Annotated in this window: 11 protein-coding genes; 9 read left to right on the forward strand and 2 right to left on the reverse strand. The window is 46.7% G+C overall.

Going from position 1 to position 13,600, the window contains the following annotated elements; all coding sequences use genetic code 11:
* Positions 1-123 precede the first annotated feature (123 nt).
* The 7 genes from H8K52_RS10565 to H8K52_RS10595 all read left to right on the forward strand — a co-directional run bounded on the left by H8K52_RS10565 (position 124) and on the right by H8K52_RS10595 (position 8,620).
* Positions 124-1,848, forward strand: coding sequence for an alpha-amylase family glycosyl hydrolase (locus H8K52_RS10565; protein WP_186922864.1), 1,725 nt, complete (start codon positions 124-126; stop codon positions 1,846-1,848).
* Positions 1,845-4,295, forward strand: coding sequence for a glycoside hydrolase family 31 protein (locus H8K52_RS10570; protein ID WP_186922865.1), 2,451 nt, complete (start codon positions 1,845-1,847; stop codon positions 4,293-4,295). Before H8K52_RS10565 ends, H8K52_RS10570 begins: the two co-directional genes overlap by 4 nt.
* A gap of 133 nt (positions 4,296-4,428) precedes the next feature.
* Positions 4,429-5,436: a substrate-binding domain-containing protein gene (locus H8K52_RS10575; protein ID WP_186922866.1), complete on the forward strand. Its 1,008-nt coding sequence runs from the start codon at positions 4,429-4,431 to the stop codon at positions 5,434-5,436.
* Between the two features lie 144 nt (positions 5,437-5,580).
* Complete coding sequence (locus H8K52_RS10580) at positions 5,581-6,345, forward strand: alpha/beta hydrolase (protein ID WP_186922867.1); 765 nt, start codon at positions 5,581-5,583, stop codon at positions 6,343-6,345.
* Between the two features lie 48 nt (positions 6,346-6,393).
* A complete protein-coding gene (locus tag H8K52_RS10585) occupies positions 6,394-6,828 on the forward strand; it encodes a hypothetical protein (protein WP_186922868.1) in 435 nt (144 codons plus the stop codon).
* Positions 6,825-7,214: a DUF1801 domain-containing protein gene (locus H8K52_RS10590; protein ID WP_246464442.1), complete on the forward strand. Its 390-nt coding sequence runs from the start codon at positions 6,825-6,827 to the stop codon at positions 7,212-7,214. Before H8K52_RS10585 ends, H8K52_RS10590 begins: the two co-directional genes overlap by 4 nt.
* A gap of 11 nt (positions 7,215-7,225) precedes the next feature.
* Complete coding sequence (locus tag H8K52_RS10595) at positions 7,226-8,620, forward strand: hypothetical protein (RefSeq protein WP_186922869.1); 1,395 nt, start codon at positions 7,226-7,228, stop codon at positions 8,618-8,620.
* Between the two features lie 8 nt (positions 8,621-8,628).
* Here the strand turns inward: H8K52_RS10595 and H8K52_RS10600 are convergent, their stop codons facing one another.
* Entirely contained in the window at positions 8,629-10,239 is a 1,611-nt protein-coding gene (locus H8K52_RS10600) for a phospholipase D family protein (protein ID WP_186922870.1), read from the reverse strand.
* Between the two features lie 262 nt (positions 10,240-10,501).
* On the opposite strand from H8K52_RS10600, the gene H8K52_RS10605 reads away from it, so the two are divergent.
* Positions 10,502-11,704: a toxic anion resistance protein gene (locus H8K52_RS10605; RefSeq protein ID WP_186922871.1), complete on the forward strand. Its 1,203-nt coding sequence runs from the start codon at positions 10,502-10,504 to the stop codon at positions 11,702-11,704.
* A 67-nt stretch (positions 11,705-11,771) separates the two neighbouring features.
* The gene (locus tag H8K52_RS10610) at positions 11,772-12,221 is read left to right on the forward strand and encodes a YiaA/YiaB family inner membrane protein (protein WP_186922872.1); all 450 of its coding nucleotides are present in this window, start codon (positions 11,772-11,774) and stop codon (positions 12,219-12,221) included.
* 124 nt (positions 12,222-12,345) lie between these two features.
* Here the strand turns inward: H8K52_RS10610 and H8K52_RS10615 are convergent, their stop codons facing one another.
* A complete protein-coding gene (locus tag H8K52_RS10615; RefSeq protein ID WP_186922873.1) occupies positions 12,346-13,347 on the reverse strand; it encodes a sulfotransferase in 1,002 nt (333 codons plus the stop codon).
* Positions 13,348-13,600 lie beyond the last annotated feature (253 nt).

Below are 13,600 nucleotides of genomic sequence, written 5' to 3' on the forward strand. Positions count from 1 at the left end.
GTAGTTGGTTCGCCCTGTCGTACTTTCGTACAATCGTACTGTCTTCGGCTTCCCGCCTAGCCAGCGCAATTTTGCGTAAGTCCTATTACTCCTAGTACTAGTTCATTGATAGGAAGTCGTCTCATGCAAAGTAAGACCTTAAATAAGGCTGTGATCTGCTTGTCGCTCTTGGGTTTGAGCTTAGCTCAAAACGCTACTGCGACAGAGATCGCTAAAGCGAATAAGAAGCCATTTTTATGGGAGAACGCGACCGTTTATTTCTTGCTTACGGATCGTTTTCATAATGCTGATAAGAAAAACGATTTGGCGTATGGGCGACAAGCCGATGCTGCGCCTTTGCGTGGTTTTATGGGGGGCGATTTGCAAGGGGTGATTGCTAAAATTCACGACGGTTACTTTAGTCGCTTGGGTGTGAATGCGATATGGATCACCCCACCGGTCGAACAAATCCATGAGGGAACGGATGAAGGCACTGGCAAATCCTATGGTTTTCACGGCTATTGGACCAAGGACTTTACTAAAGTTGATGCCAACCTCGGCAGCGAAAAAGATTTTAAAAAGCTAGTCGAAGTCGCACATCAGCATGGCATACGCATCTTGCTCGATGTCGTTATGAATCACATTGGACCGGTGACTGCAAGCGACACGGTTTGGCCTGCAGAATGGGTTCGCACGGAACCGACTTGTGATTACAAGACGGCTGATGGTGCGATCAAATGTACTCTGGTAAAAAATTTGCCGGACATCTTAACCGAGAGCGATAAGCCAGTCGACTTACCACCGCAATTGGTACAGAAGTGGAAACAAGAAGGGCGCTATGAACGCGAAGTGAAAGAGCTGGATGCCTATTTTTGGCGCACCGGCTTCCCGCGTGCACCCCGCTATTATTTGATGAAATGGCACACTGACTGGATACGCAAATATGGCATCGATGGCTTTCGTGTTGATACGGTTAAGCATGTGGAAGCATCGGTTTGGAAAGAATTGAAGCAAGAAGCAAGTGCGGCTTTTGAAGAATGGAAAAAAGCCAATCCGAAGAAGAAGCTCGGTGATGATCCCTTCTTTATGACCGCAGAAGCTTACAATTATCCAATCAGTGATGGTTTACAGTTCAGAATGGATGGCGGTAGCCGCATCAATTACTATGCGAACGGCTTCGATAGTATGATTAATTTCAGCTTTAGATCGGATGCGCACCTAGAATACGAAACTTTGTTCAGCCGCTATGCCAATTACTTGCAGAACGATCTCAAAGGCTATTCGGTATTGAATTACATCAGCTCGCATGATGATGGTAGCCCCTTCGATCCAGCACGCCAACGCCCATTTGAATCGGCGACCAAGTTGATGTTAACGCCAGGCTCTGTACAGATTTATTATGGTGATGAGACCGCGCGTTTGTTAAATATCGCGGAGGCGCAAGGTGATGCGAAGTTAAGATCGATGATGGACTGGTCTGTACTACAAAAAGATAGACCACTCGCTTTGCAAACCAAGCAAGTGCCGCACACATATAAAGACTCGCCAACTTATCGCGATTTGCTCACACATTGGCAAAAGCTAGGCCAATTCCGTGCCGCACATGTCTCTGTCGGCATGGGTGTACATCAACAACTTTCAGCCTCTCCTTATATCTTCAAACGCAGCTATCAAAAAGATGGTGTGCGTGATCAAGTCGTCGTTGCGCTTGATTTACCTTTGGCAAAAACGCATACGATTACTGTTGCGCCAGTATTTCAGGATGGTGAGCGTGTAAAGGATTATTACTCTGGTCAAAGCGTGATTGTTCAATCCGGCAAAGTCGAACTTCCAGGTAAACACGCGATTATTCTTTTGGGTAAACCATGAAACAATTTCCTCGCTATTCTCGATCTGCTAGCTTAATCAGCGCGGCTTTGACCCTCGCTTTCAGCGTATCTGCTTACGCGCAAAATCCGCAACGTCAGCTATTGCAAGTAAAGCATAGCCCATCGCATGTAAGCATCACGACCAATGATGGGCAATATCAGATTACGCCGTACTCATCGGAAGTTTTTGAAACCCGCTTTATTCCTAAAGGTGAAGTGCTTACGCCATTTGATCAGCAATCGCATGCGGTGGTGGTGAAACCGCAAAAAGTCAAAATGCAGTTTCAGGAGACTGCACAACAGATCGATTATGTGAGCTCTGGGATCTCGGTGCGCATACAAAAAGCACCGTTCCAGATCAGCTACTTTTATCAAGGTAAATTGCTGACCTCTGAAAAACTCGGCTACGAGAAAATTGATACGGTCGAAAAAAATAAAGAGCGCATCAGCTTTAATTTAGATGCGCAGGAAGCTCTGTACGGCGCAGGTGCGCGTGCACTAGGGATGAATCGTCGTGGTCATCGCCTACCTCTCTACAATAAAGCACATTACGGCTACGAAGAACAATCGAGTCAAATGAACTATGCGATACCGCTGGTGTATTCATCCAAGATGTATGGCATCCATTTTGACAATGCAGCAATCGGTACGCTCGATCTCGACAGCACTAAGGACAATTCACTCAGCTACGAAACCATCGGTGGGCGTAAAACTTATCAAGTTATTGCTGGCAAATCTTGGGCGAATGTGATCGCCAACTACACCCAGCTAACGGGGCGCCAGCCGCTGCCACCGCGCTGGGCGTTTGGTAATTTTGCCAGCCGTTTCGGTTATCACTCAGAGGCCGAAGCACGTCAGGTGATTGCGAAATATCGTGCAGATCAAATTCCTGTCGATGCAATTATTTTTGATCTGTATTGGTTTGGTAAAGAAGTGAAAGGCACGATGGGCAATCTCGCCTTTGATCAAGATAATTTTAAAAATCCGAAAGGCATGATCTCGGATTTTAATCAGCAGGGTGTCAAAACCGTACTCATCACTGAGCCTTTTATTTTGACGACCTCGAATCGCTGGCAAGAAGCAGTACAGGAAAAAATTCTGGCAACCGATCAGGCTGGTAAGCCATTCACCTATGACTTCTATTTTGGTAATACGGGATTGATTGACCTGTTCCAACCGAAAGCTCGTGACTGGTTTTGGAATATTTATAAAGATCTGGCGCAGCAAGGTGTTGCTGGCGTGTGGGGCGATCTTGGCGAACCAGAAGTGCATCCTAGCGAACTACGTCATGCGAACGGCCAACTTGGTGCAGATCAAGTGCACAATATCTATGGACATGAATGGGCGAAGCTCGTCGCACAAGGCTATCAGAAAGACTTTCCTACACAACGGCCATTCATTTTGATGCGTGCAGGTTATTCTGGTTCGCAACGCTTTGGTTTGATTCCCTGGTCTGGCGATGTGAATCGCACATGGGGTGGCTTACGTTCGCAGCCTGAGATTGCACTGCAAATGGGGATGCAAGGTTTGGCGTATATGCATTCGGATTTAGGCGGGTTTGCCGGTGCGAATTTGGATGATGAATTGTATGCGCGCTGGTTGCAGTACGGTGTATTCCAACCCGTCTTCCGCCCACACGCACAAGAAGATGTCGCTTCTGAACCGATCTTTCGCGCAGCAAAAGCCAAACAGTTAGCCAAAGCAGCAATCGAATTACGCTACCGTTTACTGCCATACAATTACACGCTGGCATTTGAAAATCAGCAGCAGGGTTTGCCATTGATGCGTCCTCTGTTTTTCGTTGAGCCTGATAATGAAAAATTGCGCGCGCATTCTGCTTCGTATTTATGGGGCAAGGATTTCTTAGTGCAACCGATTATGCAAGCAGGACAGCAGCAAGCGGATGTCTTGTTTCCCAAAGGAAATTGGATCGATTTTTATACTGGGCAGGTTTATGTAGGTGGCACTAGTCATACGGTAAAAGTGAGTGAAGAACACATTCCCGTATTCGTCCGAGCTGGTGCATTTGTACCGATGGCGAAGCCTATGCAAAGCACACAGTTTTATAACGAGAAAGAATTAGATCTGCATTACTATCACGATGCGAGTATTCGTCAGAGCAAGGGTAAGATGTATGAAGACGATGGGCTCACTGCAAACGCATTTTTACAAGGTAAGTACCGTCTCTATCAATTTAGCAGCGACTATCAAGAGGATCTGAGTCCTAATACGCATTTGCAAATTCGGATTGAACGGCAACAAGCTAAGCAGATATCAGCATCGCCAAAGCACATCACTCTGCATCTACATAATTTGCCGAGCGCTCCTAAGCAGGTGATGCAAGACGCGGAAGCGCTGGTGTTTGATTGGAATTCGACTAACAGAATATTGACAACGCAACTGCGTGAAAATTCCAAATCATCAAATTTAATTCGTGTGAAATGGTGATGGCAAGCCACTAATTCGGCAGAGTGTCGCATGTTGGTTTGGATAGCTAAAAATTCTTGTCCTACGCGCTGCATGCCTTTACACTTCGTTTCTTTTTGATAGCGACCTTTAGCAATTACAAAGAATTGGCACCATGAACCTCAAAAGCCTCGCACAAAATCTCGGTATTTCCGAAACCACGGTGAGCCGTGCTTTGAATGGCTATCCCGAAGTCAGCGCCCGCACCCGTCAGCGCGTGCTGGAGGCGGCTGAGCAATTTGGTTATCGTCCTAATCCCATGGCGCGTAGTTTGGCATCAGGTCGCACAAATGTGATTGGGATTATTCATGCTTTGGTCGCCAATGATTTAGCCGATCCTATGTTCATGCAGATAGTTGGCGGGATGGTAGAAGCATTAGAAGGTCGTCAGATGGATTTGATCATGGCGCCTGTATCACCGGAAAATGAATTGCGAGCCTATGAGCATATGGTCAAAGAACGTCGCGTCGACGGTCTCATCGTTGGCCGCACCAAATTGTATGATGAACGTGTCGCCTATCTTGCCAAGCATGGCTTAGCGTTCGTTGCCCATGGTCGGACTCGCGTTAATGAGCCACACGCCTGGTTTGATTACGATAATGAACGCGGTATGCAACTCGCAGTGGAACATTTACTGGTTCACGGTCATCAAAAAATTGCCTTAATGAGTGCACCAACGGACATGAATTTTGCCTGTCAACGCTACGACAGTTTTTTGAATATGATGCAAAGTGCTGGTCTCAATCCCAACCCTGATTACCTCAAAAATAATTCGAACGACCGACGGGGTGGTTACAGTGCGATGCAACAGTTACTAGCCAGCCCGACTCCACCAAGCGCGGTGATTGTTGATAATCACATGGCAGGTGTTGGTGCGATGCGTGCCTTACTTGACGCTGGCGTTACGATTGGTAAGCAGATGTCCATTATCGTTTGGGGCAAGATGGAGGATTCCCTAGCTGGTTACAATGTCACCACCATAGAGCAACCAAATCCTGATCTCGCTGGAAAGAAAATGGTAGAGATGTTGCTAGCTCTGCAAAATGGTACGCAGCCATCTGAGTTGCAAGTGTTGTGGCAACCGGTCCTAGTTGCTGGTGAGACGGTGAGTCAGGCTAGCTAAGTATTCACCAAAGTCGAGAAGCAGTGCAAGCACTTGAATTACAGGTTTCGTCGCTACATGCGTAAATCTCAACATAGAAAATTGCTTTCCTATTATTTTTGATTCGGTAGAATGAGTGAACCTTGTTAAATCACTCTAACCGCAATGATCAATAAATTCAGTAAATTCTTAGTCGCCATCGCCATTGTTTGTCTAGGCTTGTGCGCGCTTCTGTATTTTTTTCAAAGCTCCTTCATTTACTTTCCACAAAAAGCCTCATCTGCATCTGGTACTACGACTATGCGTCTGGTGACCGAGCAGGCGGAACTCGTTATCACACAGCGAGAACGACGTGGTGCCAAGGCGATCATTTATTTTGGCGGCAATGCCGAAGATGTCAATCGTAGCCTGCCGACCTTAGTGTCGGCATTTCCAGAGCATGCCATTTATCTCGTGCATTATCGGGGATATGGCGGCAGTTCTGGCTCGCCGTCTGAATTGGCTCTGCAGATGGATGCCAAAGTGGTCTTTGATAAGCTGCGCCAAGAACATGACAGCATCAGCCTGGTTGGTCGTAGTCTCGGCAGTGGTGTTGCTACGTATCTAGCCAGCGTCAGGCCAGTGTCACGTCTGGTGTTGGTGACCCCTTACAATAGCATTTTGGAATTGGCACAGCAGAAATTCCCGATGTTTCCAATTAGCTGGTTATTGCGGGATAAGTTCGAGTCATGGAAATATGCACAGCAAGTGTCGGCTCCAACGTTGCTGATTGCTGCGGAGCACGATGAAATCATCCCGATGTCGAGCACGCGTGCTTTGCTGGAAAATTTTCGTCAGGGGCAAACACAATTGGTAGTCATAAAAGGAACAGGACACAACACGATTTCACAAAAAGCAGATTATGTTCGCGCACTACAAAGTGGTTTGTGAAATGGAGCTGTCTGAGGATTTCCTTCAATCAAATTTAGGAAAAGAGTGATGAGAGAGTTTGTAAATCAATATCTGGTAGCCGCAGCGTTTACTACCTTCGTTGCAGCTTTACTGCACTACGCCTGCATTATTTGGGGCGCGCCTTTATTTCGTTTACTTGGGGCAGGTGACGCCGTGGTCGCGATGCTTAATCGTGGACATACCCAACCTTTATTGATGGCAGCGATTGTCGGCACCGCGTTATTGCTTTGTTCTGCGTATGCCTTATCGGCAGCGGGTTTAATTCTGGTCTTACCTTTGCGGCGTGTAGTTCTGCTGGGTTTGATTGCTGTGTTGGTGGTGCGAGGATTGGCATTTCCTTGGTTGAAGCCATTCTTCGTTGGGAACAGTGATGTTTTTTGGTGGACAAGCTCAGCGATTTGTTTGATGCTGGCAGCGGTCCATGCAATCGGTCTACGTCAAGTCTGGAGTGAGTTATCATGAGCAAGAATATGAGCGAAACTAAAACCCGTGTCGAACTGTATTTACAGGATTTAAGCCTGACTAATGCTGCCACCCATGCATTGGTACAAGCATTACGCAAGCAAATCCTTGGCTTAAGTCAATCGAGCGATGAATCCGTTCAGGAAGAAATTAAATACGGTGGCATTTTGTTCGCAGTGGAGCAGGCGTTTTGTGGCGTCTTTGCGTATGCGAATCACGTATCACTAGAGTTTGGTGAAGGGGCAAGTTTGCCTGATCGATTTGGCGTATTGGAAGGTAAGGGTAAGTTTCGTCGGCATATTAAATTAGAGACAATCGCTGAAATTGAAAGCAAGCACCTTATGCATTATGTGAAGATGGCCTATCAGCGTTCACTAACAAGCTAAAATTCATCTCAATGAGCTCAACAGAAAAGCTAGCGGCGGACGTCTGTCACGTATGTGATGTGAAAGGCGGTGCAGCGAAGACCATCCAAAAACTCAATAGCCAATGCTTTTGTCTGAGTCTGCCAGATGGCGCTTTAAAGCAAGCGCTCAAAGTTGAGCTCGCGGCACCTGAGATTTTTGAATTGATTGAACAACGTTGCCCGCATGTGTTTTCCGCCCAGCCGGTGTTTGTCTCCGAGAGTCAGCAACAAGCAATGGCAGCTGTGATAAGTGCGATAGAGTTTGTAGTGGCGATGCCAGCGTTTCGGGACATGATTCTGCGAAGTGCGCCGATAATTGCACAGCATGGAAATCAGGCAGCAAAGGGGGTCTTCTTTGGTTATGATTTTCATGTGCACGACGAAAGGATTGGTTTGATTGAGGTCAATACCAACGCTGGTGGCGCCATGCTAAATGCGGTGTTAGCGCGCTCTCAGCGCGCCTGTTGTGCAGTGATGGATGACATCGTGCATGATAGATCGACGGTGCAGGCATTCGAACAAGACATCATTAAGATGTTTCGCCATGAGTGGACGTTGGCGCAAGGTGCGCATCCTACAAAGTTGTCGCGTGAGCTTGCGACCATTGCGATTGTCGATGACGCGCCGACAGAGCAATACCTGTATCCAGAATTTTTATTGTTCCAACAGTTGTTTGCGCGCTTTGGTATTCAGGCAGTGATCGCCCCACCGCAAGAATTGATATGGCGTGATGGCGGCTTATGGCACGGCGATCGTATGATCGATTTGGTGTACAACCGACTCACTGATTTTTATCTGGAGCAGCCGAACGCGAACGCTTTAAGGCAGGCTTATTTGGCCGACGCCATCGTATTAACACCGCATCCACAGGTACATGCTTTGTTTGCCGATAAAGCTAACTTGGCGATCTGGACAGATCCCGAACAGTTACAAGCCCTCGGTGTTAGTGCACAGGTGCAAACATGTTTACTAGAAAATATTCCGCGCTCCGAGATTGTGAAACCCGATCAAGCTGAGCGATTGTGGGCCAACCGTCGGCATTTATTCTTTAAGCCCAAAGCAGGCTATGGCGGTCGTGCAACTTATCGCGGCGATAAATTGACCAAGCGCGTCTGGGAAGAGATTCTGGCAGGGGATTACATTGCGCAAAGCATCATAACGCCTGGGGAGCGAATTTCCGGATCGCCCGAATCGCCAGCTCAGATGAAGTTCGATATTCGCCAGTACACCTATGATGCCCATGTGCAGTGGACGGCAGCGCGTTTGTATCAGGGACAGACGACGAATTTCCGCACACCGGGTGGTGGCTTCGCACCCGTGTATACGATTAGCGATAGGGACTTGGCTGAGAAAGCCGAGCAAATGTCCGCACTCTTTATGAGTTGAGCTTTCTATTACAAGATGGGACGCAACGGGAGTAATTGCATTAGCCAAACCTGAAATCGTTTTGAATACGAAACATGTTGATCTGGATTATCAAGCTGGGCGTTCCAGCTATTACCTGGACTTGAGTCACGACGGATAGACTGCGCCAATTGCTCGGATAATTGTTGGTTGTGGATGATCACGCCAACTTCGGTATTGAGATTTTCTGATCGTGGATCAAAATTGAAAGTCCCAATATAGGCAATTTTGCCGTCCACCACCATGGATTTCGCATGTAAGCCAAATACAGCGGGCTTGTATTTATCGATGACGGGGGAATTTAATAGTTTGCCGCGACTCTCTGCATCGGGGCGAAATTCAAAAATTTGTATGCCCATTTTTAGTAATTCTTCACGCTGATTTCTATACCCGCTAAATGCTTGGAGATTATCGGTCGAGGCCATTGAGTTGGTGTTGACGATGATCTTCACGCCACGTCGCAAAGTCTGTTGAAGTAAGGATTTGGCTTTGTCAGATAAGACTAGGTAGGGGGATTGAATCAGAATTTCTTTCTGCGCATTGCTCACCAATTTAGCGAGCGCACGCGAGCTGTCGCCGCCACCTTGTAAACCTTCACTGCGATTTTTTCCCGGTATGTCGTGGATGAAGTCAACTTCTGTCCATACCATCTCTTTAGCGAGTCGTTCAAACGATTCTGGGATGCTTCGTATTGCCTGCCTTAGTTGCGGGTCGAAGTTTTCATCCTGTTTGGCGTAGGCATGTAACTGCGCATAGACTTGCTGTACTTGTTGCAGACTAATTTCTGGCGACAACCGCAAAAAGCGATGTTCGGCGAATATGTTTTCGACTGGCACACTCAGGGGATGTTGCCAAAAATTGTCAAAATTGGCGCTGATCGCGGCAACCGCCTTTCCTAAAATTAAAGCATCTCGGTCGCGGAAATTCGCTTCGTGATGGAAGTTGAAATACTCACTCGCCATATTCCGACCACCGGTAATCGCGACGACATCATCGACCACAAAAGTCTTGTCATGCATGCGCTGGTTGACGCCTTTGAAATCAGAAATCATATTCCACAAGCGTTTGCCGACATTGGTGCCGACACGGTGTTTAGGGTTGTAGATACGAATTTCTACGTTGGGATGTTTGGCTAAAGCGATTAAGGTTTGATCTTCTGCTTCGATCAATAAGTCATCCACGATCACGCGGACTTTTACGCCGCGATCAGCTGCACGAATCAAGGCTTCTGACGCGAGGATACCGATGTTGTCATTACTCCAGATGAAATATTGCACAGTGATACTGCGAGTCGCGTGATCTGCTAACCAGGCTCGGGCGAGCAGGGCTTCAAAACCATTCTCTAAAATATAAGCGCCAGTTTGTTGCGGATGAAGCGCGGTGAAACCAGCAATATAGTCGGGTAGAGATGTGGCAGATATTGTTTGGCCTTGCGCCGGTGGCAGCGTAAATTGCGCACTGGAAACCGAGGCGCTTGATGTTGGAATGGCGATGCTTTCGTAAATCGCAGAGGAATTTGGAAACGGACGATCCAGATACCAAAATAAGACGACAAAACCAAGGATGACAAAGCTGAGTTTAAGTTGATTGGCTGGTTTCATGTTGGTTTGTAAGTGTTGGTAATGGTCATTCTACATTGTTGGTGATCGACCTCGAACGACGTTAATTGATAAGACGGATGGTATCAAATTGAGCGACCTTTGTTATCAATCTGTTCGACTATTGTGGTGAAGGTGGAATTTTGCACATAGGCTTGGCATTGTGCCTGCAGTTCGAAAGACTTCGTCAATTCAGGTTAACGAACTGCAGTCAATGGTGGTGTTAATTTTATTGTCATCGCGTGAAAAATTGGAGAGGACTTAGATGAACGAGCAAATTGAAGTGGAAAATAATCGTGTTTTTGAGCTACATGCACCAGAAGTCATCACGCCGGTGAGTGAAGCGGTGGCGCAGTCAGCGGTGCCTTTAGGTCAGGAATTGAAGGTGGCAGTTGAAGAACAAGTTGAGCGTTTTATGCAGAGCTTGCTGCAGGAAGACGTACAAAGTGAAGCGTTCAAAACGCGCCTCGATAGTGCCTTTGTTTTGGGTCGTGAGGAAATTTCGATTGCCGCGAGTTTGATGCAAGGTCGTTTGATGCAGGCCAATTTTATTGGCGTGGAAAATAGTCCCGCTTTTCAAGCAATACAAGACATGCGCGGGCATCTCGATACCTTAAATCCGGGCAAAGAGGGCGATTTATTTCAAGCACAAAAATTCTTGGGAATCATCCCTTATGGAAATAAGTTGCAGAGTTATTTTCGTAAGTATCAGGGCGCATCAAGCCAACTGCAAAAGAGTATGCAACAGCTCTATGCAGCACGTGATGATATGCAGCGCGACGTCGTGGATATCGAAGCTACACGTGTGAAATTATGGGATGCGATGCAGAAGCTCCAAAGTGCTATGCATTTTGCGCAGACCTTAGACCAAGGTTTACAGCAGCGTATTGATCACCTGAAACTGAGTGATGTACAACGCGCTAAGGCTCTGGAACAAGAAGTATTGTTTTATGTTCGGCAAAATTTACAAGACATGTTGACACAGCAAGCGATCTGCACCAATGGTTATTTGACGCTGGATGTCTTGAAAAAAACTGGGCGTGAAATGATGAACGGCTGCAGTCGAGTTGCTACGACAGGGATGAGTGCTTTAGCCGTGGCGCAGACTCTGGCACGGGCGACTGGCAATCAGATCAAGGTGATGGATGCGCTCAATGGAATCAATGCGACGATTGAATCCTTGATCGGGGAAACTGGGCGTCAATTAAATAGCCATGCTGAGAAGGTCGGCGAATTTAGCCAAAACCCTATGTTAGGAATTGATAAGTTGAAGGATATGTTCGATCAAACTTTTAAAGCGATGGATGCGATGGATGACTTTCGTAGCAAGGCGATTGATGTGATGGGACAGAATAATCAGATCATGCGCCAGCAGCTAGACAAGGCGGAGCAGTATGTCGATAGACACAGGCAACAGCAAGTGCGTGAGGTAAGTAGAGCAGTAATTACAGGCCCAGTTGCGCTGTAATTGAGTTATATTGTACATGGTAAAAATGATTGAACTTTTGCTGATTATTAATTGAGGAGAGAAACACATGGCGACACAATATATTATGCAGCGTGATAGTGGTGGTTGGCGCTTACAGGTTTGGCTTGCTTTTGGTTTAGCGGTGACGGCTTGCGGTGCTGGTGTGATTCAATTGCCTGGCCAAGAGTTAGATCGCGCATTCCTTGCGCTCGGCTTATTTTTTAGTTTATTTGCCTGTTTCACTGTCGCTAAAATGATTCGCGACAATCGCGATGGGGCAGTCGATACGGCATCTTGGACGATGACGGTGTGGACGGGATTCGCTGCCGCGATATTACTAACTGCCTGGGGCTTGTGGCGTATGAATATTCCGGTATGGGAAAAAAACTATATGGTGGTGAGTTGGTTATTCTTGATCAGTTCTTCTTTCACATTGGCGAAAACTGTGCGCGATGCCCATGAGGCCGAGATCATGGCGCGTTCTAATTTTGTCAGTGATGAATTAAAAAGTGAATAGCTTAGCTCCTTCGTTTTGACCGCAGTTTTAAAGCGTGTTTAGTGTCGATTTTCATCAGCCGCATCGCCGTAAAAATTGCTAAGGCGGCGATGCGTGGGGCTTGCGAGACTTTGGGAAATGGTGTCTATCTGGATTGTTGAAGACGCAGGCCTTCCAGTTGCGCGTATAAAGCTTGCGTGTGCGCTAAAAAAGGATGCGGTGCTCGTACCTCCAACTTTTCTGCAAAATTTTGTTGCGGATGTTTTGAGTGAAACGACGCACGGTGACGCAGACTTTGTAATTCGTCTTCTGTGCATTTGATATGTAAATCAGGCAAACATTTCTCCCAAACCACAGTCGGTAATTCGGCATAATTAATCAAGTGTAATTGTCGATTATCGGCATGCTGCAGAGCCGCTAATAGATATTGATCTAACACGCGCAAACAATAAGCATCGAGGTCACTGATTTGGACATCGTGTTGATCTACTTGAATATTGCCTAGGTCGATAAAGTTCGGAATCATCTGTGGGCCGCGTTGTTTTTGATGTGACGCCAACACTTCCTGCGGCTGTCGGTACAAAAACAATACAGGCACATCGGGATAGGCTTGTCTGATGAAGTCGAGTCGGTCGATGTGCCAACTATCAAATTTGATGATGAAATGGGATTCACGATCGAAGCGCTTTTGTCCCAGTACGGCAATCAATTGACGAAAAATCGTGATTTGCTCCTCGTTTATCTCCTTGCCTTTGCAATAGTTCCTAAAAAACTGATCCACGACAGGCGGTTCGGAGAGTACGATGCACTGCTCTAATGAGGCCAGCATTTGCGTTAGTAGGGTCGAGCCACATCGCGAAATATGAAATACGAACGCGGTGGGAGCGATGTATTCCTCGATACTAGCCAAGGAAGCTTTACCAGTCTTGCAGACGCGTCGGAGGTTCCGATCTTGTGCATCCAATGAGTTCTGAAAAAATGAATCGGTGAAGCGTTGTTGCCCCATATCACGCCAAAACACCTCATCCGGATGCTTGCTGATGAGGACTGGATACCAGTTTTTTAAGCTTTCGAGATCGGTCACGTCGACTGATTGTCCTCGGATAAAGGATCGTTCTACGCTGCTAAAGCCAGTTTGTTGGGACATGATTTTGATAGAGAATAAAATAAAGGTGTTTTTCGGCTTGAATAGCACAGAGCTTTTTATAGGTTGGGCGAGTTAATCGAGTGTCAGCCATTCTGACTCAGCGTCGTTATCCGTGTAACTATTTTCGTTCGAAACAATCTCATGCCGTGAATCTTGATTGTAACTACCCTAGTTTTCCGACAACTCTTTTTTCACAACTGAGGAAAAACATGAATGCTAGTGATAGTGTAGATCTTCTTTTGATTTTGAATTC

Source organism: Affinundibacterium seohonense, from assembly GCF_014284305.1.
Classification (GTDB): Bacteria; Pseudomonadota; Gammaproteobacteria; order Burkholderiales; family Burkholderiaceae_D; genus Undibacterium; species Undibacterium seohonense.